The organism is Olleya sp. YS (assembly GCF_029760915.1).
Lineage (GTDB): Bacteria > Bacteroidota > Bacteroidia > Flavobacteriales > Flavobacteriaceae > Olleya.
On record NZ_CP121685.1, the window covers coordinates 2,274,083 to 2,297,639 of the forward strand.

Consider the following 23,557-nt stretch of genomic DNA (forward strand, 5'->3'; position numbering starts at 1 on the left):
TATTGATTAAGTGCAATTCTTATTTACTATACTTACTGTTCCAAATTGCTGTATTGACATTTTTGCCTTGAGAAATGGCATAAAAAATAACTATACCAACTACAGACTTAAACATAAATAAAAATAGTAATAGCATTTTACTAATAAATTGCTCGTCTTGAGTCATGTTAAAATTGAATATATAGGTAATAACAGCACTTGTGATTAAAGCAAAAGTCAATAAATTTTCAAAGTTTTTAAAAGGTAACACTAACCATTTTCTAAATGGATTTAAATCGTTTCCCCATTTATGAATTAGATAATAATAACCATTTCCAATTGGTGCAAATAATAATGGATCATCAGGATTTTCTAATTTGAAGAGCTTAGAAGGTGCCATTATTTTAAACCCTTTTAAGTATGTATTATGTGTTTTTTCTAAATGTTTAATTTTAGAAATCGCCTCTTGAGGGAATTCATTTTTAAAATATTTGGTATCCAAAAATCGTAATCTGTAATCTATACAGGTTTTTTTTATACTGTCAATATGAAAAATACGATCTGTTTCTAGCTTATCAATGTCAAATAAGTTAGAGTTACCTTTCACTCCAGATTTTAATGTGGTTTCTATTCTATTTTCATGGTCATCATTTGCTTTTAAAATAGAGTAGACTTGGTCTAAAATTGTATGACTATCTAAATCACGTAATTGTTGTTTTCGTAATTTACTTTCAATGTTGGTAGGATTAAATATCATAATTTTTCTTTTTCTTCAATATAAAAATACGATATAGAGTGTTTAAAAACAAAGCTTTAACAGTCCTATTTGATTATTTAGCAATTTTGTTTAAGACATTAAAAACAGTTGGTGCACTGTAATTATCTGTAATCATTGAAGTTTGTTTTTTTTAGTAAAACGAACCCAAAACTTAAGGTTAAACAAAAAATAAAAAAGCCTTCAGTTATTTGAAGGCTTATATAGTTACTTATTGTTTTTAATCTTGACATATTGATACAAACTAAATAGTCCATAGAGTACAAAACCAATAGAGAGTACTAATCTGTAGGTTTTATAAACAACTACGCCTGAAAAATATTGATACAACCTATAGCTACCAAAAACGGTTAGAATTATTCCGGTAAATAAATTCCAAGTGTTATTTTTTCTTAATGGTTCCATAGTTATCTTAGTTCTGCTCCTAATTCGCGTTCAAAATTATTTTGAAGCTTATTCATTATTTTATCTACTGTCTTGTCTGTAAGAGTTTGACGATCGTCTAAAAACGTGAAACTTACCGCATAACTTTTTTTACCATTAGGTAAGTTTTTACCTTGATATACGTCAAAAAGGTTAACGTTTTTGAGTAATTGTTTTTCCGTTTTTTTAGCAATACTTTTAATAGAGTCAAAGGTAACAGCTTCATCTATTAACAATGCAAAATCACGTCTTACTTCTGGATATTTTGGGATAGCAGTAAACTTTATTGTATTACGTTTAGCAACTTCTATTATTGTATCCCAATTAAAATCTGCATAAAACACCTCTTGACTAATATCAAAATGTTTGGTAATTTTTGATTTTATAATTCCAAAATCTACCAAAATATCACGTCCAATGCTTAGCTGTAAACCTTCAGTAAACACATCATTTTTTGTTGTATTTTCTTGGTATCGATTTATGCCTAAGCGATCCAAAATACTGGCTATACTTCCTTTTAAAAAGAAAAAATCTGTTTTTGACTGAGGAGAATAAGACCAACTTTCTTCGGTTTTATGACCAGTCACAAATAAAGATAGACGTTTAAACTCCTCACATTTATCTCCATAATTATGATAGGTTTTTCCAAATTCAAAAAACTTTAAATTATGTTGTCTTCTATTAATATTATGGCTTACAGCTTCTAAACCAGAGAATAATAAACTTTGACGCATCACACCTAAATCCTGACTTAATGGATTAAGCATCTCTACATTATGTTCTGCTTTTAGTTGATCTGATAGAGCTAAGTAATTAGCGTTAGTTAACGAGTTAGCCATAATCTCAAACCAGCCTTGTGCTGCCAATTGATTACCAACAACGTTTTGCAGTTTGTAATCTTCAAATTTTGAAGCATTGGATATGGATGCGTTTAATTTAGAGCTGGTTTCTACATTATTATAACCGTAAACTCTTAATATTTCTTCAATAACATCTGCTTCTCTAGTAACATCGTTTCTAAATGCAGGAATAGTTAGACCTAAACCTGTTTCGGTAACGCTATTAACTTTAATGTCTAACGAAGTTAAAATGGATTTTATCGTCTCTTTAGGGATCTCTTGACCAATTAATTGAGTCACCTTATCAAAACTTAAACGAACTTGAAAATCTTCAATTTTATTAGGATAAATATCAACAATATCGCTAGTAATTTCTCCTCCTGCAATCTCTTGTATTAGTAATGCTGCACGTTTTAAAGCATATTCTGTAATATTTGGGTCTATACCACGTTCAAACCTAAAAGATGCATCTGTATTTAATCCGTGACGTTTTGCAGTTTTACGTACGCTAACAGGATTAAAATATGCACTTTCTAAAAATATACTGGTTGTGTTTTCTGTAACACCACTATCAATTCCTCCAAATACTCCAGCAATACACATTGGTTTGTCAGAGTTACATATCATTAAATCGTCCTCATGTAATTCACGTTGAATACCATCTAATGTGGTAAATTTAGTTCCAGAAGGTAATGTTTTGACTTCAACTTTATTACCAGAAACTTTATTAGCATCAAACGCGTGTAGCGGTTGCCCTAAGTCATGCAAGACATAGTTAGTGATATCTACAATATTATTAATAGGAGATAATCCAATTGCTTTTAATCTGTGTTGTAACCATTCTGGCGATTCTTCAACTTTTAAACCACTTATAGTTACACCACAATATCTAGGTGCTAAATCTTTGTTTATAACGTCAACATCAATTTTTAGTGTTCTATTTTCTATATGAAAAGCGCTAACACTAGGTGTGATTAACTCGACGTTAATCCCTTTTTGTTGTAACCCAGCTTTAAGGTCTCTTGCAGTACCAAAATGGCTCATAGCATCAGCACGATTGGGTGTTAAACCAATTTCAAATACTAAATCATTCTCCACATCAAATAAATCTGCACAGGGTGTTCCAACAATTGTATCCTCTGGTAACACTAGAATACCATCATGAGATTTTCCTAATCCTAGCTCGTCTTCCGCACATATCATTCCGTGACTTTCCTCACCTCTAATCTTACCTTTTTTAATAGTCCAAGCGTCTCCAGTGTCTGTATATAAAGTCGTACCAATTGTAGCAACAGGTACTTTTTGTCCAGCAGCAACATTTGGTGCACCACAAACAATTTGTAGTGGTTCTCCAGATCCAATATTAACAGTTGTTACTTTTAATTTATCAGCATTACTATGTTGATTACAAGTTAGTACTTCACCAACAACAACACCTTCTAATCCACCTTTTACGCTCTGGAATTTATCTAATCCTTCAACTTCAAGTCCTAAATCAGTTAGTAACTCACTAGTATGTTCTGCAGACCAATCTGTTTTTATAAATTGTTTTATCCAATTATAAGAAATCTTCATGTATAGAATAATTAAGAGGACAAATATAATAATACTTGATTGGTATATAAATCGAAAAAAGTGTTTTGTTTGAAAAATACTTATTAACATTTTCAATAAATAGAAAGATATAATAATTAGGCAATTACAAACAAGTTGTTATTAAGTTGAAAGCTTAGTCAATTTTATACAAAAAAGTCAAAGGTAATATCCATTATCTTTCTAAAGTTAATCTAAAATATCCCTTAAAATGAAAAACAAATTACTTTTGTTGTTATTGTTTATATCATCAATAACATATGCCCAAATCCCGTCTTATTACAACGATGTTAACCTCTCTTTAACTGGAACTGATTTAAAAGATGAATTAGCCATTAAAATTATTGGAACACACACCAATTTTTTAAGTTACACTCCAGGTGTTTGGAATGCTTTAGAAGAGGCAGATGCAGACCCAAATAACCCTAATGATGTATTATTAATCTATGGTTATAATGATAATGATGGAGAGGCTAAAACAGATAGAACAAGAGGTAAGTTTGATCATGGTGGTAACTTAGGAGAATGGAATCGAGAACATACTTATCCAAAATCTTTAGGAACTCCAAATTTAGGCACTACAGGTCCTGGTAGCGATGCACATCACTTGCGCGCTTGTGATGGACAAATGAACTCGACAAGAAATAACAGAAAATATGCTGACGGTTCTGGAAATGCAGGTATTACTGCTCAAGGCTATTTTTATCCTGGAGACGAATGGAAAGGTGATGTAGCTAGAATGATGTTATTTATGTACTTAAGATATGATGATAGATGTTTGCCTGTTAACGTAGGTATAGGAAATACAATTGCTGGCGATAATAATATGATTGATTTATTCTTGCAATGGAATGTGGAAGATCCTGTTAATGTTTTTGAAGATAATAGAAATGAAGTTATTGCTGGTATTCAAGGCAATAGAAATCCTTTTATAGATAATCCTGCATTTGCGACACAAATTTGGGGTGGTCCTCAAGCAGAAGATCGTTTTGGAATAGGAGGATCAGATACACAAGCACCTTCTGTCCCGGAAAATCTTGTAGCTAGTGGAATAACCTCTAGTGCAACTACTTTGAGTTGGGCTGCATCTACAGATAATGTTGGTGTAACTGGTTATAATGTTTATCAAAATGGAATGTTTTTAACTGTTGTTAGTACAACTAATTATAATGTATCAGGTCTAACACAAGATACCATGTATGATTTTTCAGTTTCAGCTTTAGATCAAGCAGGTAATGAATCGGTTGTTTCTACAATAGTTACCATAGTAACAAATGCTTCAGGAACTGGATCTGCTGCAACAGATTTATTTATTTCAGAATATATCGAAGGATCCTCAAATAATAAAGCATTGGAGATTGCTAATTTTACTGGTACTCCAATAGACTTATCAAACTATACTTTAAAGAAAGCAACCAATGGTAGTGGCTCATTCACAAGCACTGTAAGTTTAAGTGGAACTTTAGCTAATGGCGACGTGTTTGTTATTGCACACAGTAGTGCTACAGCAGTAATTTTAAATTCTGCAGACGCTACTAATGCAGGTGTTATGAGCTTTAATGGTAATGATGCTATTGGTTTATTTAAAAATAACGTACTTATTGATTTATTAGGTGATGCAAATAGTAGTGCTAATTATGCGCAGAATGTAACTTTACAGCGTAAGTCTAATATTGTTAGTCCAAATACAAATTATACGATTACAGAATGGGACAGTTTAACAACAGATACGTTTGATAATTTAGGTACACATACAATTGATGGTGGTGCACCACCTTTAGATACAGAAGCACCAACAAAACCAACTAATGTTATAGCGTCAAATGTTACTGAAACCTCTGTAGATTTATCATGGACTGCATCAACTGATAATACAGGTGTAACTGCATATGATGTTTTTCTTGATACCGTTTTAGTAGCATCTGTTACCTCTACTAATTATTCAGTTTCTGGATTAGCTCCTTCTAGTAGTTATGTCTTAGAAATTAGTGCAAAAGACGCAGCAGGAAATACGTCTATGTTAAGTAATCCATTGACTATTTTAACCAATACACCACCAGATACTGAAGCGCCTTCTATACCTAGTAATCTTGCAGCTTCTAATATTACACAAACATCAGTGGATTTAACATGGGTTGCGTCCTCAGATAATATGGGTGTTACTGGATATAATGTTATTCAAGACGGAGTGCTTATAGCTACAATCTCAACAACTAGTTATATTGTTAATAATCTAAATGCAGATACCGTTTATGATTTTACAGTTACTGCATATGATAGTGCTGGAAATACTTCAGTAGAAAGTAACCCTTTAACTATACTTACAGAAAGTGTCCCAGTAACCGGAACAACACTACTTTCAGAATCATACTTTGAATCTGGATGGGATAATTGGTCAGATGGTGGTGGCGATTGTGCGAGATATTCTGGATCTAGATCTTTTGAAGGTAACTATTCAATACGATTAAGAGATAACTCTGGAGCTAGATCTGCTATGACATCTCAATCCTACGATGTATCCTCTTACGATAGTGTCGAAATATCTTTCTATTTCTACTCATATAGTATGGAAAACAATGAAGATTTTTGGTTAAGATATAACGATGGTAACTCTTGGACAACTGTTGCTGCTTATGCAAGTGGTACAGATTTTCAAAACAACAATTTTTATCAAGCAACTGTAAGTCTTGATGCTAACAGTTATAATTTTACATCAAATGCTAGATTTAGATTCCAAGCAGACGCTTCTTCTAATGCAGACCAAATTTACATTGATCAAGTAGTAATATCTGGAGTGTCCAATAATGCAACTAGAAGCAGTGAAAGTATTGATGCTAATGCTGTGACATATATAAGTCATTTAAATACAGAAAGTTTAGAATTATTCGAAGATGACTTTAAATTGTATCCAAATCCAGTTTCTGGAAATGTAATTACAATACAATTTTCAGATCAATATTTTGGTGACATTAGCTACAGAATAATATCTGTTTTAGGACAAGTTGTAGCAAAAGGCAATTTAACCAAAAATCAAATCAACGTCAACCAATTAGACTCTGGAATGTACATTCTAGAAATTAATGATGGTGAAGAAATTATGACTAAAAAGTTTATTAAAAAGTAAATATTTACTTTTTAATTATCTAAACCCAATTATAACTTTTGATATAATTGGGTTTATTTGTTAATAATAAAATTGATGTTGTATTATATCGATATTATCAGTTTTTAATCTAAAATTGATGTGTTGTAGTTTAATAATCAAACTGTTATAACGGTTTCGTACGTACATTTAGAGTAGTAAACTAAAACGTATTTAAATGAAAGCAATAATTAAAACCATCTTGATCTTGGTTGTTTTTTTTCTCGTCTCTTGTAGAGAAACTAAAAATGAGGAGTCAATCAATACAGAAACTGAAACTATCGAAACTATTGAAGTAGAAACAGATAGTATTATTAATGACTTAGAAGAAGAAGCCAAGGATTTAGAAAAAGAATTAGAACAATTAGATAAAGAATAATAAAATGAAACATTTTAAGATAGTAATTATAAGTATTGGATTGTTAATAATGTCAAATCAACAATCGCTTTTAGCGCAAGAATTATCAAAGGATAAATTAGAAACTAAATCCAAGGGTAATAAGGCAGAAAGGAAGATGTTGAAAGAAGACAGAAAAGTAGATGTACAAGAAAGGAATGCAGAAATAAAAGCTAAACGTGAAGCGCTAAAAGCGGAAATGAAGGAAGAAAGAGAAGAAATGAAAGCAAAGCGTGAGAAAATGATAGAAGAAAAGCATCAGCTTAAAGAGGAAAAAGGTGACATAAAAGAACAGAAAAAAGAAATGAAAGAGCAGCTTGATAAAATGAAGGAAGAGTATCAAAACGCTACAGAAGAAGAAAGAGAACAAATTAAGGCAGAGATGAAAGCAAAACGTGAGGTTGCGAAGGAGAAGCGAGAAGTACTTAAAGCCAAACGTGAAGCATACAAAGGAGACAGAGAAGCTTATAAAAAAGAACGACTAGAAGCTGTTAAAAATAGATTAGATAACAGTAAAAATCGTCTTGAAAAAAGTGATAAATTAGTGGCTAATGGCAAAGATAGGTTAGCAAAAGCAAGAGAGCAATTTGAGAAACAAAAGGCAGAAGGAAAACTTACAAAAGATCAAATAGCTAAACGCGAAGCTACATTAAAGCGTGTGGAAGAAAAGTTAGCTAATCATGAAAATTCTGTAGAAAGAAGCAAAAGACAAATAGAAAAAAGAAAAGAAAAGTTATTAGAGCTAGAAGAGGTAGAAGATTAATAAGAAAATAATTTATATTACAATACACCAAAAAAAGGCATAGTTTTACTGTGTCTTTTTTTATTTGTAAGTAATTTGTTGTTATTTCGAATAAATATAAAAATCCTATAAATTATGCGTTATTTTCTCTTATTAATAGTTGCAATTACCTTAGTGTCTTGTGACAATAACAAGACCGAATTCTTGACTTATGGCACTTATCGTGCCGAACTGCAAGTCAATGACACGTTACAACTTCCTTTTATTTTTAAAGTGAAAGACGCTAACACATTGGAGATTTATAATGCAGAAGAAGTGATTGAAGTAGATGAAATTGATTATAAAAACGACTCAGTGTATATCAAACTTCCTGTTTTTGAAGGACTAATTGTCGCTAAAATCCATGATGAAACACTTGATGGACGATTTGTTGTAAAAGAAAAAAACAGAGAGCAATCCTTTAAAGCATCAAAAAATGATTCAAGATTTGCAGTAAGCGCAAGAACTGATACAAATATTTCTGGAGAATGGGAAACTATGTTTAGTCCAAATACAGAAGACAATTACGTTGCTAAAGGTGTTTTTAAACAAAATGATAATGTGGTAACTGGCACATTTTTAACCGAAACAGGTGATTATCGATTTTTAGAAGGAGTTATAAATGGTAATCATTTACAATTATCAACTTTTGATGGTGCGCATGCTTTTTTATTTACTGGTACAGTAACCGATTCGACAATAAATGGAATGTTTTATTCAGGAAACCATTGGAAAGAGCCATTTGCAGCAAAACGCAACAATAACTATCAACTTGCTAGCGCAAATGACTTAACTGTTTTAAAAGATGGGTATGAAGGCTTAGTATTTACATTTCCTGATGCTAATGGAGACCAAGTGTCATTATCCGATGACAGGTTTAAAAATAAAGTTGTTATAGTGCAAGTTATGGGTACTTGGTGTCCAAATTGTTTAGACGAAAGTAAGTACTACGCAGAGTACTACAAAAACAATAAAGATAGAGGAGTAGAAATTATTGCATTAGCATTTGAATACGCCAAAACCCAAGAAAAAGCGTTTAGTTTTATAAAACGTTTACAAGATAGAGTTGGTATTACGTATCCAATTTTATTAGCTCAAACAGGTACGACTAGTAAATCTAAAGCCAACGAAAAATTACCAATGCTTAATCATGTATTGAGCTATCCTACATCAATATTTATTGATAAGACAGGTAAAGTACGCAAAATACATACTGGTTTTAATGGTCCTGCAACTGGTGAAAAATTTACAGAGTTTAAAACAGAATTCACAGAGTTTGTAAATCAATTGCTAAATGAAAACACCAATAGTAACGCTCGCTAATTATAAGCGTTAATGGTATTGTACAATTAAATTTATTGGTCTTTTAGAACATTCATCACACTATAAAAGTGATAACCATTAACAATCTTATTGGTTTTATAGCTTTTAACTGCTATAATTTCACTCATATATTTTTTTATCTCAGTCGAATCCATTGTTGTAATACTCTCGTAAATTGTGGATTTTTTATCGCTTACATTGTAAGTATTTTTAAAAGTGTATGTGTCTCCAAAGTATTTAAAACCTTCATGACTTGTTGGTTTAGCAAAATAGGTTTTAAAATCTATAATATCAAATGTATTATTGTTGTATTCAAAGAGTTTAAATCCTGGATTATTACCGTGACCAATAGTTATTCCTGGTGTAGAAATACTAATACCTATAAGTGCGTTATCATCAGCTTTAGTACTATTGTATATACGTCTAATACCATCAAAGTGCGTGTGGCTGGTTAGCATTCCTTTAATTTGAGACGAGTTTTGATCAACTAAATCTAAGAATGCATTTTGAAAATATAACGAATCTCCTTTTTTGTTAACTATTTTATCCCAATTATTCCACATGAGTCCACTATGACTATAATTATCTACTCCTGGTGGAATATGCATCATCATTAAAATAGGAGTTGAAGAATTTAAATTACTTAAAGTATTTTCTAACCATGAAAATTGCTTTTGTGCTGCTTCTTTTTGCGTTACACCATCATCACTTTGATAATAACTATTAGTAAAAATAACTGTGTTTAAAGCTATTATTTTTAATGTGTCCTTATCTATAGTTAAGTCTGTAGAGTAAAATCCAAATTGCTTATTAAAATCCATATTAGATATTTTGGCTTTACCAGTAGTATCATGTAAAACAGGCCAAGAATCGTTAATGTTTGGATTTACAGAAAAAGGGTTTTTACCTTCAGAATCTTGAAAAGAGTTGTAGTCACCACCAAGCGCATCGTTGTTACCTGGTAAATATAGTAGAGGTATATCTATATCTAAACGTCTTAAGTGCTCAAGCATTAAAGTAACATTTTTTACTCGTGTTGCATCTTCATGATGAGGTAAGTCACCCAAATACACCATAAATTTTGGCTTTTGTGTTTTTATTACTTTTTCTAATTCAGTTTTTGTTCTAGCCCATAGTGAGTCTCCAGTATCGTTATGTCTTCCAAATTTTGTATAACCTCTATTGCTATCTAAATGTACATCAGATAAGGATAAAAAATAACTGGTAGAGCTATCTGTAGCTATAACTACATTATTAGTAGTAGTATTTTTGGTATTAGTAAAATTGCTTACTAAATTATCTTGTGGATTGTTTTTGCAGCTACTATTTATTAGCCAAAGAAAACAAATGATAATAACAGGTCTAAATTTCATGTCAAAACAAGGTGTTGATTATTATGGTATAAAAATAAAACGCACACTATTAAAATTTAAGCGTGTAAATACCTGATTTTAAAATGATTTAATTTGAAACTGTTTGTTGTTTAAAAAGAGTTTTTAGTTAGTCTATAGACATATCTTAACACAAAAAACAGCGTAATTAATGCTATAATCAGCCAAGTTATACCAACTAAAACACTTGGTATTCCTGTTAATTCTGCAATTTTATCTGCATCACTACCAATATTGGAGTTGTCAATCAAATCACCTTTAATATCTAAAATAACGTATGCACAACAGATAATACCAATAAACTTTAACCACAAATCATGAAATAAAGGACCAAAAAACCGAAAGGCAACTAACATAAAAGCACCTAATCCAATAGTCATAAAGGTGCCAAACCAGACGCCAGATTGTAATACAAAGTAGGAGAGGATTAACAATAAAACTCCAATTGCTAAAGTAATGTATTTGTCTTTTTCTAATTTAACTGCAAGTATTAGTATCAAAGAACCCCAAAATAAACTTCCTAAATAACCTGCACTACTGGTCATAAAACTTCCCCAAAAGCTTGGTCTCATGGTATACATGCAATAACCACCAATACGTCTATCTATATGGATTTCTATAATATCTCCACCAAACAACATAGCCATCAATCCATGACTCATTTCATGTAGCATGACTACAAATAATTTGATTGGGTAAATAAGTAAAGTATTCCAAAAGAGAATTGTTGTAGTCAATAGTATAACTAAGTATAGTATTTGTTGTTTTCCTGCGGTTAGTTTCATACTTAAAGATTTATCATAATCGTTTGTATTTCAATGCTAACCATGAATTCCTTCGCTTTTACCATAGCTTTTAATGAGCTCACCTTCAAACTCTACTAATTCCTTCCAACGTTTATCTACATCTACATCTTGTCCGTATTTGCGAGCAAAGGTGATAAATGTGGTGTAATGTCCAGCTTCGCTAACCATTAAATCATAATAAAATTTAGAAAGTTCTTTGTCTTTAATGCGCTCTGAAAGTAATTTAAAACGCTCACAGCTACGTGCTTCAATCATTGCAGAAAACAGTAATCTGTCCACCATAGATTGCACACGATTTCCACCTTTATTCATAAACTTATACAGTTGGTTGACGTAATGGTCTTTACGCTCGCGACCCAAAGTGTAACCACGTGCTTTTATAATATTATGTACCATTTGGAAGTGTTCTAGTTCTTCCTTAGCTAATTCTAGTAGTTCTGTTACTAAATCTTCTTTTTCAGAATTTAAAGTGATAATGGTTATGGCATTTGTAGCAGCTTTTTGCTCGCACCAGGCATGATCTGTTAAGATTTCTTCAAGATTAGATTCTGCAATAGTAACCCAACGTGGATCGGTTTCTAGTTTTAGGTGAAGCATAATTTAGTAGCTAGTAATTAGTGGTTAGTAATAAGTACTAGTTAAAGGTAAAGATAAACTATGATTTTAATGTTATTTTACTTAATAACTCTAACTAATATAATTCCAGATATTCTTGTACTTGCTCATTTGCCTGTAAGTATCTAAAATAACAGCGTTTTCTGGATGACCTAAACTTGGGTCTTTATCTAAAATTTGTTTTGCCCAATAACGTGCATGCTGCAGGATATGGTTGTCTTTAACAATATCTGCAATACGTAAATTTAATATTCCACTTTGCTGAGTTCCCATAATATCACCAGGACCACGTAAGCGTAAATCGACCTCTGCAATTTCAAAACCATCATTGGTTCTAACCATGGTGTCTATTCTAGTTTTGCTGTTTTCAGATAATTTATGACTAGTCATAAGGATACAATAACTTTGTTCTGCACCACGACCTACACGACCTCTAAGTTGGTGGAGTTGTGCTAATCCAAAACGCTCTGCACTTTCTATGACCATGACTGAGGCGTTTGGTACATTAACACCAACTTCAATAACAGTAGTTGCCACCATAATATTAGTTTCTCCTTTTACAAATCGTTGCATTTCAAACTCCTTATCTGCTGGTTTCATTTTACCATGAACAATAGAAATTTGATAATTTGGCATCGGGAATTCTCTGGACAAACTTTCGTAGCCATCCATTAAATCTTTGTAGTCCATTTGAGCACTTTCTTGTATCAAAGGATAGACAATATAAACTTGTCTTCCTTTAGCAATTTCGTCACGTAAAAATCGAAACACTTTTAATCGATTAGAGTCATATCTATGAACCGTTTTTATAGCTTTTCTACCAGGTGGTAATTCGTCAATTATTGAGATGTCTAAATCACCATAAACAGACATAGCTAATGTTCTTGGAATTGGAGTTGCAGTCATCACTAAAACGTGAGGAGGGAAGGTGTTCTTTTTCCATAATTTTGCACGTTGCTTAACTCCAAATCGGTGTTGCTCGTCAATAATTGCGAGTCCCAAATTTTTAAATTTTACCTTATCTTCAAGTAGCGCATGCGTACCAATTAAGAGGTTTAATTCGCCATTTTCGAGCTGTTCGTGGATTTTTTTACGTTCTGAAGTTTTACTTGAACCTGTTAGTAATTTAATACTGATATTCAGTTTATTACATAGTTCAACTAATCTGTTATAGTGTTGTACTGACAAAATTTCAGTCGGAGCCATTAGACACGCTTGAAAATCGTTGTCAAGTGCTATTAATATTGACATTAGCGCTACAATGGTTTTCCCAGAACCCACATCACCTTGCAATAATCGATTCATTTGTGCATTACTTCCTAAATCGTGACGAATTTCTTTAATCACTCGTTTTTGAGCGTTGGTTAATTCAAACGGTAAATGGTGTTTAAAAAACTGATTGAAGTGCTCGCCAACTTTTTCAAAAGGAAATCCTTTTATCTTTGTTTTGTGAATTAAATTTTTCAGAATTAATTGCAATTGTATGTAAAATAATTCTTCAAATTTCAACCTAAATTGTGCTTTAGAAAGTGCCTCTTGATTTTGTGGAAAATGGATGTTAAAAAGAGCTTCAGATTTTGAAATTAATTTGTTTTCTGAGAGTAGTTTTTCAGACAAGGTTTCGGCAAATTTTCCATTGGTTTCTAAAAACAAATTTTGCATGATTTTGGTCATCACCCGATTGCTAATTCCTTTGTTAGATAATTTCTCTGTCGAAGGGTAAATGGCTTGCATCGCACTACGCAAATTAGCTTGATGCTCGGTAAGTAATTCAATTTCTGGATGAGGCATACTAAACTTGCCATTAAACCAATTTGTTTTCCCGAAGATGACGTAAGGCGTATTTAATTTTAAGCTCTCTCTAATCCATTTTTGACCTCTAAACCACACCAATTCCATGGTGCCTGTATCGTCTTTAAACGTAGCAACTAGACGTTTTCCACGTTTTTGAGAAACTTCTTCAAATTTGGTGATTTTACCAATCACTTGTATTTCGGCAGCATTGCGTAGTAACTGATTGATTTTATAATACTGTGTTCGATCTAAATAACGATTAGGAAACAGGTTAATCAAATCCTGATAGGTATGAATACCCAACTCCTTACGAAGCAAATCGGCACGATTTGGTCCGACACCTTTAAGGTAATCTATTGAAGTTTGTAAATTGGTACTCATATGCAACGAAGATAATTTATAAACTTGAAAGATGAAACTTGAAATTTTGCGTATTTTGGTCTAATCCTTGTTTATAACTACTTATGAGATACTTTTTTTTACTCTTTTTTACTTTTCTAGGCTTTACTATAAACGCACAACAGACTGATGTTGTAAATTTTATAACTGCTAAAGCCCATTTAAGAGTAAATCCATTAGATAAAGGTATTGGTGGTCACGTAGTTTATTCTTTTGATGTTTTGAAGAATACAGATTCAATCTACATAGACGCTGTAAATTTTGAACGTATTGGTGTAGAATTGGACGGTAAAATAATTGAACATTATTATGAGGGTAAGCATATAGTTATTAAGCAAAAGTTTAAAAAAGGAAAAAGTCACAACCTAACAATTGGATATTATGCGCATCCAAAACAAACCTTATATTTTATAGGATGGCAAGATGAAAATGAAAATAATCAAGTTTGGTCTCAAGGTCAAGGGAAATACACAAGTCATTGGTTACCAAGTTTTGATGATGTGAATGAAAAAGTGATTTTTAAAATAATTTTTAATGTCGATGAAGACTATGATGTAATTTCTAATGGTAAAAGAAGTATTACTAATGCTGGAGTTGGGAGAAAAGATCATTTGTTTATTATGCAAAAACCCATGTCTAGCTACTTAGTTGCACTAGCAATTGGAAAATATGACAAGACAATAATTACCTCTAGAAGTGGTGTGCCAATAGAGTTATACTATTACCCTGAAGACTCAGCTAAAGTCGAGCCAACGTATCGTTACACCAAACAGATGTTTGACTTTTTAGAAGAAGAAATTGGTGTGGCTTATCCTTGGCAAAACTACAAACAAGTCCCAGTACAAGACTTTTTGTATTCTGGAATGGAAAATACCAGTTGTACAATTTTTAGTGACGATTTTATGATTGACAATACTAGTTTTATAGACAAAAACTACGTTAATGTTAATGCACATGAGTTGGCACATCAATGGTTTGGCGATTTTGTAACAGCTATAAGCGGAGAACATCACTGGTTACAAGAAGGGTTTGCAACGTATTATGCCTTGTTAGCAGAGCGTGATATTTTTGGTGAAGATTACTATTATAATACACTGTATGATTATTATCAAGAATTAGTTGCACAAGACGATGCAGGACAAAGTACTGCGTTATTAAATCCCAAATCAAGCAGCACGACGTTTTATAAAAAAGGCGCTTGGGTATTGCATATGTTGAGAGAAAAAGTAGGAGTTGAGGCATTTAAAACAGCAGTTAAAAACTATTTAAAAAACCATGCTTATAAAAATGTAGAAACTAACGATTTTATAAGTGAAGTCGAAACAACTTCAGGTCAGGATTTGACTAATTTTGTAGATAAATGGTTAGCATCTGATATTTTATTAGAGAATGAGATGATTGCAGCATTGGAAACCAATGAAACGACTTCATTTTTACTAACCATGACAACTAATCCGTATTTAAGATTTAGAAAAGATAGTACTGATAATTATATTCCATCAAGTTTGGTGACTCAATTTCCGGAAGGTTATTATCCAATACAAGTAGCAGTTTTAGAAGAAGTGTTTACAAAACCAGACTATCCTACGTTTAACGATTTAATTAAGGAAGCCTTTCAGTCAGATAATATTAAGCTTAGACAGGCTTTAGCTGCAAATATGGCAAAGATTCCTTCAGAATTTAAATCAGATTATGAAACCTTATTAGATGATGCATCTTATGTGACAAAAGAAATAGCGTTATTTAATCTTTGGGCAAACGTTCCGCAACAGCGTAATAATTATCTAGAAAAGACAAAATCTATTTATGGGTTTAATAATTATAATGTACGATTGTTATGGTTGGCTTTGGCTATAGCAACTCCAGATTATCAAGCTGATAAAACTCAAGAGTTTTATGATGAAATAGTTGATTACACTGATTCACATCATCCATTTCAAAGACGTCAAAATGCGTTTTCTTATTTAAACGAATTAGGATTATTTAATAATATTGCATTAGAAAATTTGGTACAAGCGTCACAACACCACAATTGGCGTTTTAAGAGTTTTGCAAAAGAATTATTGCAATCGCTTTCAGAAAATGAAAATTATAAATCGATAATTAGTAATTTGCAGAACAATCAAAAAGAATAATGATTCCTTACTTCAAAGGAATTCAAAAAAAATATGAAAGCATTAGTTATATCAGGTGGAGGAAGTAAAGGTGCATTTGCAGGAGGCGTTGCTCAATATTTAATAGAGCAAGAAGGTAAGGTGTATGATATGTTTTTAGGCACATCTACTGGAAGCTTACTTATACCGCATTTAGCTGTTGGTAATGTTGGAAAATTGTATGATATTTTTACACATGTTAATCAAAACTCAATTTTTAGTATCAATCCTTTTGTAGTTAAAAAGAAAGGTGATAGAGAGTATGTATCTATAAATTATTTTAATACAGCATTACAGTTTATTAAGCGTAAACGAACATTTGGTGAAAGTAAAAACCTAAAACAAAATATTAAGAAAAACTTTACTAAAGCAGAATATGATGCCATATTAGCCACCAAAGAAGATGTGGTTGTTACGGTTACAAATTTGTCTAAAAATAGAGTAGAATACAAGTCTATTAAAGACTATAGTTATGAAGAGTTTTGTGAGTGGATTTGGATATCTTGTAACTATATTCCGTTTATGTCTTTGGCAACAAAAGATGGATTTGAATATGCAGATGGTGGTTTAGGTTGTGTGATACCTATTAGAGAAGCTATCTTAAGAGGCGCAACAGAAGTTGATGCTATAGTTTTAGAAAGCGAAAATTTAGAATACAATAAGGTGTTAGGTAAAAATCCATTTTCATTAATGATTAATTTATTTGGTCACTTATTAGATCAGGTTGAAAAAGGAGATATTGCTATTGGTAAACTAGCTGCAAAACATAGAAATGTCAAGCTTAATTTGTACTATACTCCAACTAAGCTAACAGAAAACTCTTTAATTTTTAATAAGCAATTGATGGAAGATTGGTGGCTTGAAGGTTATTTATATGCGCAAAGCAAACATGGTGATGCAGATGAATTTAGCTCTACAGTTCCAATCAGATAGAATTTAATTTATGTAAAAACCCCTTATCTATTTGATAAGGCTTTTGTTTTTTAATTACCAGATTTCTCCAACTTCTTGTTTGATGTAATGTAAGCCAGCATTACTAGGTGCTGGTTTATCTAACATCTCATTTAAAATAGCTTCTCTTAATTTGTTAGCAGAGTCTATTTTGTCGCTTACACCAACTTTGCGTATTAATTGAATCGTTGCACTTTTAGACGCATTAACCACACTCCAACAATTATCACTCAAATAAATTTGTTGTGCTAAATTATGCTCAAATTCTTGCTCTATATTTTTAATTAATAAATCTTCATACGCTTGTTTGTCAGAAGATAAAGGTGCGACACGTAACAACAGTTTGTTAGGTGAGATACGCTCCAAAAACAACGCTAAACGCTCATAAGCTTGAAGTCTTACTGGTAGTGACTCCTTACTTAAAGATTTCATAATATTAAACTTACGACGTTCATCTTCATTTTGCATATGCTCTCTAAAGAACAGATAAGCAACAGATCCAGTTACTAGTGACGGTATCGTATACATTAATAGGTTTAAAAGCTGTTGTTCCATATTAGTTTTAGTTTATATAACAAACTTAATGTGTTTTAAATTATTGTACAAGTCTATTTTGTTCCGCCTAAATATTGACAATCTTTTAAACTTTGCATTCCGTTAAATGTAACAGGAGTTTTCTCGTAACCATAGGTTCTGTTAAGTTCCTTAGACAAGTTGTGGTCATCTACGTTAACCTCTACATCACTCATTTTAAATTGACATGGATGCTCATAACCTGCTGCATGTGTAACTTCTAAAAATTCTTTTGTAAATGTCTTAAAATATTGTGCTAAACGTTGCGATTTTAGAGGAACATCAATACCACGTTGCAACCATTTGCTTTGCGTAGCTACTCCACTTGGACAGCGATTGGTATGACATACTTTAGCTTGTATACAACCAATACTCATCATGGCCTCTCTAGCTACATTAATAACATCAACACCCATTGAAAATGCCATAGCAGCTTTACCAGGAAACCCTAATTTACCGCTACCGATAAAAACAACTTGTTTTTCTAGTCCTTTTTTCTGGAATAATTTATAGAGGTCGCCAAAACCATACACCCAAGGTAATGATACGTGGTCTGCAAAGCTTGGAGGCGCAGCACCAGTTCCACCTTCACCACCATCAACAGTTATAAAATCTGGACCTTTACCAGTTTTTTTCATGATATCTGTTAACTCTTCCCATTGTTCTAGTTTTCCAATAGCTGCTTTAATACCAACAGGTAAACCTGTTTCTTCTGCAATAGCTTCAATAAAATCAACCATTTCTGGTATTGTTTTAAAGGCTTTGTGGGTAGGTGGAGATAACACATCTTCTCCAGCTTTTACACCACGTATTTCTGCTATTTCTTTACTTATTTTAGAGCCTGGTAGCACACCACCTTTTCCTGGTTTAGCACCTTGGGATAGTTTAAGTTCGATAGCACGAATAAAAGGATTGTCTTCTACTAATTTTTTCATTTTTTCCATGGAAAAATTTCCGTCGTCAGATCTGACACCAAAATAACCAGTTCCAAAATGAAAGACGACGTCACTACCATTGCTATGGTAAGGTGATAAGCCACCTTCACCAGTATTATGGTACGCTCCTGCGATTTTACAACCTTTGTTTAACGAGTCTATTGCACGTGCAGACAAAGAACCGTAGCTCATAGCAGACACATTAATTATTGAAGCTGGACGATATGGTCTACGACGATTATTGTGAGCTCCTATAACTTTAGCACAGGGTAAAAAATAATTATCTTTTGCACTAACGTGATCATCTTCAACTCGAAACGGAATCATAGCATTATTAATAAAAATATGCTGGTGAGAGTAAATGTCGCGATCGGTTCCAAAACCCTCATAATTGTTTTCATTTTTTGAAGACGCATATACCCAACCTCTTTCTATACGGTTAAAGGGTAGCTCTTCTCTGTTATTAGCTACTAGATATTGGCGTAATTCTGGACCAATACTTTCTAGCATATATCTAAAATGACCTAAAACCGGATAATTTCTACTAATTGTGTGTTTACGCTGAAAAATGTCTCTAATTGCTATAATAACCAAAGCGACAATTATCCACATCCACCATGATATTGAAGACAGGAAGTTTAGAATGGTTTCCATATTTTTGAAAAGTGTTTTTTCAAAAATAAAAAATAAAAAGGGTAATACTTTATTATAAAGTAAAAACCATTCTTAAATACATAAAAATGGTTTTTACAGGTTATAATAGATTGATTAATAGCTTGAACAATATATAATAGTTTTAAGAATTAAAAAATACGTAATTGTGTCAAAAATTACGTAGGGGTACGTATTGACTTAGTTTTTGTAAATATCTGTATTTGTGTTATTTGCATATTTTTTTGCATATTCAACTTAAATATTAAATATGTTAAAGATGCTAAAATTAATTTTTAAAGTCAAAAATTTGACTAAATGGTTAATAATAATTCTTTGTTATTATTAGCCCAAATAGATAGTGCATCTGTCGAGGATTCTAAGTCTAATTTATTTAAAATATTTGCACGATGCTTTTGAACGGTTCTTAAGGATATCAATAACATTTCTGAAATGTCTTTAGAGTTTTTACCTTGTGATATTAATCTAACAATAGTTCGTTCTGATGGTGATAATAGTTTGATTTTTTCTAATTCTGGAGAGATTTTAGTATCAAACAATTGGCTAAAAGTTTGACTAAAATAATTTTTACCTGTTATAACGGTATTGATACATTTTTGAATTTCTTCAAAAGGTTCGTCTTTTAATAAATACCCAGAAATATTAAGATTATTTGCTTTATATATATAGCGACTTTCTTTATGAGAAGTTAATACTATAAATTTAGTTTTTAAGTTCTCATTTTCACATTTTTTAATGACTTCAAAACCAGTTAGTAAAGGCATCTCAATATCTAAAATAGCGATGTCTGGATTTCTAGCTATTATTAATTCTAATGCTAATGCTCCATTTTCAGCAGTATCTATAACTTTATAATTATTAGATATAAGTTCTTCTGTTAATCCTTTTAGTAGCATTGGATGGTCATCTGCTACAATTATTTCTATGTTTTTAGACATATTTAATAGGTATTATTACATGTATTAAAGTTCCGGAGTTGGACTTGCTATCAATGGTTATTTCTCCTTTTAAAATTCGAATGCGCTCATATATAGTTTTTAGACCTAAGCTGTTCTTTTTTTGAGCATTAGCAATATCAAATCCTTTTCCGTTATCTGTTATTTTTATTGAAATTTTGTCTTTTTGTTTATTTATTACCACTGATAATGCTTTTGCATTAGCATGTTTTAAAATATTATTGACGCATTCTTGTACAAATCGATAACAGTTTAGCGTTTGATTCTCGTTAAAGTAGTCATCAATATTATCAATATCACTAGTTACAAATAGCTCGGTTTGTTCGTCAATGTCTAAAATTAACTGTTCAATACTTTCTGTTAATCCTAATTGCTTTAATAATGGCGGATACAAGCCTCTTGAGATAGCTCTAACTTCTTCTAAGGTATTGTGTGTTAGTACTGTTATTTCCTCTTGCTTTGTATTTTGTGCTTTCTTTTTTATTAGAGTTAATTGCTGGCTTATACTGTCATGAAGTTCTTTAGCAATACGTTTGCGTTCATTTTCTTGAGATATAATTAAGCCTTGAGAAAATTGCTCTTGCAATTGCTTTCTGTCTTTAGCTTGTTTTAACAACCAAAGTAAAAAGCCTATTATGGATGTAGATACAATTAAGAAGAACCACCATTTTTTATAGAAAAACTCTGTACTATGAATATCCAACAGTAGTGAGCTTGCAATTTTATTTCCTGAAAAATCTAAAGCTTCTATCTCTAATAAATAATCACCTGCTGCTAAATTTGCAAATTGTAATGTATTTTGTTGTTTTAAATCTACCCAATCTTCATCGTTTAGTCTATACCTATAATTATATCCTTTGTCTACTGCATTTATATTTTTAAGTGCAAAATCTAATTCTAACCTCCTATTTTCTGATGGTAAAGTAATACTGTTGTTTTGGTCAAAAACAGATCTATTATAATGACTTTTTAAAACTTTGTCTGTTTTATCATATAAATTAACTTTTAAAAGGGCTAATGCAGCAGCATCGTTTATAGCTTTTAAATCTGAGGGGTTAAAATAATTGAGACCTTTAAGTGTCCCAACAAATAAACCATTTTTAGTTTTTAAAGCACTATATCTGTTGGCCTCATGATGAGTAAATCCGTCTTTTTCAGAAAAACGCGTTTTACTTTTTGTTTTTATATTATAAGCTATAATTCCGTTAAAAGAATTGATCCACCATGTATCATTATCAAATAAAACAGTAGCTATTCCAGCTTTTAAATCGTCTTTATATAGAGTCGTTACAGTTTTACTTTCTGGATTAAAAGCGTAGATAATTCCAGATCTGGATCCTAATAAATAACCATAATCTTTATGGTAGTCTACCATCAATAAATAGTTGTCTTCAAAATCTTTTTTAAGATTATAAAATGTATTTTTTTTGCTTTTCAAGTCATAAGTCAATAAGCCTTTGTTAGTTGCTGCAACAACCAAATTTTGATGCTTCAATATGTGAATATCTAAAATATCAAGAGAGTCAGTTTTTAGTAGAGATTTGTGTATTTTATTCTTGATATTAAATTGCATTAAATGATAACCATTAGTACCATAAATTATAAGACTATCATTAGGTTTTTCTAAACAAGTAATTGGGTAGTGATTATAGCTATTTAAAATTTTGGTTTTGGTATCTAGTCTTAATATTCCTGTACGACCATTAGTCCAAATAATTGAATCTTCTATAATAAAATTTCTAGAAGCAGCACTAATTGTTTCATTATCTAATGTAATGTTGTAAGGTGTTACGCTAGCCTTTACTGTATTAATCTTAAACCAACCATTTTGTTCTGTAGCAACCAAGTAATTAGAAGTATCAAGTGGTTTTATATCTCTAAATTCATAATTAGGCAAGAAATTTTTAACAACTTTATTAGGTAATTTAAAATAGTGTAACTGTCCATTAGTAGCAAGCCAAACTTCAGAATTTAAATTTTTTGATGCTATTTTAAGACCATCTGTAGCGTTTAGATTTAATTGATAGGTTTTGGAAATTTTTTGGTTTTTAAAACCGTTAATAGTTACTTGTCCATCATATGAAGCAATAAGAAGTGTGTTATCAAATTGGTCATTAAACGTATTTAAATGCACGTTAGGTAGTCTATTGTCTTCAACTAAAGTAAAGTCCTTGTTAACTTCATCTATTAAAAATAGGTTAGGATTGTTAAATAAAAATGCGTAGTATTTATTATTGGCTTTAAACACTTCATCTACAACAACTTTATTTTTATTATCTGCACCATTAACTTGGTCGATAATTTTAATTAACTCACCATTCCAATTAAAAGTTTTAACTGGAAAATTATCATCCGTAATAAAAACAAAGTCATCAAATGGAATAATCCTACTAGAACCTTCCATTATATATTTATTTTCAGTACTTGTAAAATTAAATACTTCTTTAGAGGTTAAATCAGACGCTATAGCTCTTAACGATATTGTTCTATCTTTTTGTATTAAGAGATAGTCTGTATTATTGTAAGAATAAATTTTTGATAATCCTGTCAGGTCTTGGTCGTATCCATCAAAAGTTACAGGCTTAAAAGTCGATTGGTAAGGGTCAAAAAGTAGCAACTTATAACCATCAGATAATTCGGTCTCCACATAGAACAAGCCATCATTTCTTTTATAAATTTGTTGAACTTTCTCAATTGGGTTATCAAAAACTGGTAACGGAATTGAATGAAAAGAGTGACCATTAAAGCGTTGTAATGCTAGTTTGCGGTCACTTAATATTATAGATCTATTATCTAAATTACTACCACCAAGCCATAAGAAACCGTCATTATCATAACATAATGCATATATATTGTCAATATCAATACCGTCTTGTTTGGTAAATGTTTTTTGATATAATTCAGTGGATTGTGATAATACACTAACAGTCAAGAAGAATAGTAAGTACAGAATACTTTTATTCATTAAAAATAATAGTTAGATAAAATTAATAGCCTTGTAAAGATATTTAAAAAATTGAAACAGATTATTACATCTACAATTGTTTATAATTATTAATA

17 protein-coding genes are annotated in these 23,557 nt (G+C 31.4%); 6 read left to right on the plus strand and 11 right to left on the minus strand.

Features of this window, described 5'->3' with window-relative positions; translation table 11 throughout:
• Positions 1–19: 19 nt before the first annotated feature.
• The 3 genes from Ollyesu_RS10435 to pheT form a co-directional block, all read right to left on the minus strand.
• A complete protein-coding gene (locus tag Ollyesu_RS10435) occupies positions 20–736 on the minus strand; it encodes a hypothetical protein (RefSeq protein ID WP_279301160.1) in 717 nt (238 codons plus the stop codon).
• 225 nt (positions 737–961) lie between these two features.
• Positions 962–1,159, minus strand: a complete 198-nt coding sequence (locus Ollyesu_RS10440; RefSeq protein ID WP_279301161.1) for a hypothetical protein — start codon at positions 1,157–1,159, stop codon at positions 962–964.
• A 2-nt stretch (positions 1,160–1,161) separates the two neighbouring features.
• A complete protein-coding gene (gene pheT, locus Ollyesu_RS10445) occupies positions 1,162–3,591 on the minus strand; it encodes a phenylalanine--tRNA ligase subunit beta (RefSeq protein WP_279301162.1) in 2,430 nt (809 codons plus the stop codon).
• 229 nt (positions 3,592–3,820) lie between these two features.
• Here pheT and Ollyesu_RS10450 point away from each other — a divergent pair, with 229 nt between their 5' ends.
• The 4 genes from Ollyesu_RS10450 (at position 3,821) to Ollyesu_RS10465 (ending at position 9,252) form a co-directional block, all read left to right on the plus strand.
• Complete coding sequence (locus Ollyesu_RS10450; protein ID WP_279301163.1) at positions 3,821–6,733, plus strand: endonuclease; 2,913 nt, start codon at positions 3,821–3,823, stop codon at positions 6,731–6,733.
• Positions 6,734–6,929: 196 nt separating this feature from the next.
• Positions 6,930–7,130, plus strand: a complete 201-nt coding sequence (locus Ollyesu_RS10455) for a hypothetical protein (RefSeq protein ID WP_279301164.1) — start codon at positions 6,930–6,932, stop codon at positions 7,128–7,130.
• Between the two features lie 4 nt (positions 7,131–7,134).
• Positions 7,135–7,911, plus strand: coding sequence for a hypothetical protein (locus Ollyesu_RS10460; RefSeq protein WP_279301165.1), 777 nt, complete (start codon positions 7,135–7,137; stop codon positions 7,909–7,911).
• 114 nt (positions 7,912–8,025) lie between these two features.
• Complete coding sequence (locus tag Ollyesu_RS10465; RefSeq protein WP_279301166.1) at positions 8,026–9,252, plus strand: TlpA disulfide reductase family protein; 1,227 nt, start codon at positions 8,026–8,028, stop codon at positions 9,250–9,252.
• A gap of 32 nt (positions 9,253–9,284) precedes the next feature.
• Here Ollyesu_RS10465 and Ollyesu_RS10470 read toward each other — a convergent pair whose 3' ends face one another.
• The 4 genes from Ollyesu_RS10470 to recG all read right to left on the minus strand — a co-directional run bounded on the left by Ollyesu_RS10470 (position 9,285) and on the right by recG (position 14,239).
• Positions 9,285–10,625 carry a metallophosphoesterase gene (locus tag Ollyesu_RS10470; protein WP_279301167.1) on the minus strand — a complete coding sequence of 447 codons (1,341 nt, stop codon included), beginning with the start codon at positions 10,623–10,625 and terminating at the stop codon, positions 9,285–9,287.
• Between the two features lie 110 nt (positions 10,626–10,735).
• Positions 10,736–11,428 carry a M50 family metallopeptidase gene (locus Ollyesu_RS10475; protein WP_279301168.1) on the minus strand — a complete coding sequence of 231 codons (693 nt, stop codon included), beginning with the start codon at positions 11,426–11,428 and terminating at the stop codon, positions 10,736–10,738.
• A 36-nt stretch (positions 11,429–11,464) separates the two neighbouring features.
• A complete protein-coding gene (locus Ollyesu_RS10480) occupies positions 11,465–12,046 on the minus strand; it encodes a tRNA-(ms[2]io[6]A)-hydroxylase (protein WP_279301169.1) in 582 nt (193 codons plus the stop codon).
• Positions 12,047–12,136: 90 nt separating this feature from the next.
• Positions 12,137–14,239, minus strand: a complete 2,103-nt coding sequence (recG, locus tag Ollyesu_RS10485; protein WP_279301170.1) for an ATP-dependent DNA helicase RecG — start codon at positions 14,237–14,239, stop codon at positions 12,137–12,139.
• Positions 14,240–14,322: 83 nt separating this feature from the next.
• Between recG and Ollyesu_RS10490 the strand changes: the two genes are divergently transcribed.
• Together Ollyesu_RS10490 and Ollyesu_RS10495 are read left to right on the plus strand one after the other, a co-directional pair.
• A complete protein-coding gene (locus Ollyesu_RS10490; protein WP_279301171.1) occupies positions 14,323–16,392 on the plus strand; it encodes a M1 family metallopeptidase in 2,070 nt (689 codons plus the stop codon).
• Positions 16,393–16,425: 33 nt separating this feature from the next.
• The gene (locus tag Ollyesu_RS10495) at positions 16,426–17,343 is read left to right on the plus strand and encodes a patatin-like phospholipase family protein (protein WP_279301172.1); all 918 of its coding nucleotides are present in this window, start codon (positions 16,426–16,428) and stop codon (positions 17,341–17,343) included.
• A gap of 54 nt (positions 17,344–17,397) precedes the next feature.
• Here Ollyesu_RS10495 and Ollyesu_RS10500 read toward each other — a convergent pair whose 3' ends face one another.
• The 4 genes from Ollyesu_RS10500 to Ollyesu_RS10515 form a co-directional block, all read right to left on the minus strand.
• Positions 17,398–17,916: a hypothetical protein gene (locus Ollyesu_RS10500; RefSeq protein WP_279301173.1), complete on the minus strand. Its 519-nt coding sequence runs from the start codon at positions 17,914–17,916 to the stop codon at positions 17,398–17,400.
• Positions 17,917–17,969: 53 nt separating this feature from the next.
• A complete protein-coding gene (locus tag Ollyesu_RS10505; protein ID WP_279301174.1) occupies positions 17,970–19,523 on the minus strand; it encodes an FMN-binding glutamate synthase family protein in 1,554 nt (517 codons plus the stop codon).
• Positions 19,524–19,834: 311 nt separating this feature from the next.
• Entirely contained in the window at positions 19,835–20,479 is a 645-nt protein-coding gene (locus Ollyesu_RS10510) for a response regulator transcription factor (RefSeq protein ID WP_279301175.1), read from the minus strand.
• Entirely contained in the window at positions 20,472–23,462 is a 2,991-nt protein-coding gene (locus Ollyesu_RS10515; protein WP_279301176.1) for a sensor histidine kinase, read from the minus strand. Before Ollyesu_RS10515 ends, Ollyesu_RS10510 begins: the two co-directional genes overlap by 8 nt.
• Positions 23,463–23,557 lie beyond the last annotated feature (95 nt).

Excerpts from the sequence above, each read along its gene's own strand:
- Ollyesu_RS10470 (WP_279301167.1), bottom strand. The coding sequence starts at position 10,625 with ATGAAATTTAGACCTGTTATTATCATTTGTTTTCTTTGGCTAATAAAT.
- Ollyesu_RS10495 (WP_279301172.1), top strand. The coding sequence starts at position 16,426 with ATGAAAGCATTAGTTATATCAGGTGGAGGAAGTAAAGGTGCATTTGCA.
- Ollyesu_RS10510 (WP_279301175.1), bottom strand. The coding sequence starts at position 20,479 with ATGTCTAAAAACATAGAAATAATTGTAGCAGATGACCATCCAATGCTA.
- Ollyesu_RS10505 (WP_279301174.1), bottom strand. The coding sequence starts at position 19,523 with ATGGAAACCATTCTAAACTTCCTGTCTTCAATATCATGGTGGATGTGG.
- pheT (WP_279301162.1), bottom strand. The coding sequence starts at position 3,591 with ATGAAGATTTCTTATAATTGGATAAAACAATTTATAAAAACAGATTGG.
- recG (WP_279301170.1), bottom strand. The coding sequence starts at position 14,239 with ATGAGTACCAATTTACAAACTTCAATAGATTACCTTAAAGGTGTCGGA.
- Ollyesu_RS10515 (WP_279301176.1), bottom strand. The coding sequence starts at position 23,462 with ATGAATAAAAGTATTCTGTACTTACTATTCTTCTTGACTGTTAGTGTA.
- Ollyesu_RS10450 (WP_279301163.1), top strand. The coding sequence starts at position 3,821 with ATGAAAAACAAATTACTTTTGTTGTTATTGTTTATATCATCAATAACA.
- Ollyesu_RS10475 (WP_279301168.1), bottom strand. The coding sequence starts at position 11,428 with ATGAAACTAACCGCAGGAAAACAACAAATACTATACTTAGTTATACTA.
- Ollyesu_RS10440 (WP_279301161.1), bottom strand. The coding sequence starts at position 1,159 with ATGGAACCATTAAGAAAAAATAACACTTGGAATTTATTTACCGGAATA.
- Ollyesu_RS10455 (WP_279301164.1), top strand. The coding sequence starts at position 6,930 with ATGAAAGCAATAATTAAAACCATCTTGATCTTGGTTGTTTTTTTTCTC.
- Ollyesu_RS10465 (WP_279301166.1), top strand. The coding sequence starts at position 8,026 with ATGCGTTATTTTCTCTTATTAATAGTTGCAATTACCTTAGTGTCTTGT.
- Ollyesu_RS10480 (WP_279301169.1), bottom strand. The coding sequence starts at position 12,046 with ATGCTTCACCTAAAACTAGAAACCGATCCACGTTGGGTTACTATTGCA.
- Ollyesu_RS10500 (WP_279301173.1), bottom strand. The coding sequence starts at position 17,916 with ATGGAACAACAGCTTTTAAACCTATTAATGTATACGATACCGTCACTA.
- Ollyesu_RS10460 (WP_279301165.1), top strand. The coding sequence starts at position 7,135 with ATGAAACATTTTAAGATAGTAATTATAAGTATTGGATTGTTAATAATG.
- Ollyesu_RS10435 (WP_279301160.1), bottom strand. The coding sequence starts at position 736 with ATGATATTTAATCCTACCAACATTGAAAGTAAATTACGAAAACAACAA.
- Ollyesu_RS10490 (WP_279301171.1), top strand. The coding sequence starts at position 14,323 with ATGAGATACTTTTTTTTACTCTTTTTTACTTTTCTAGGCTTTACTATA.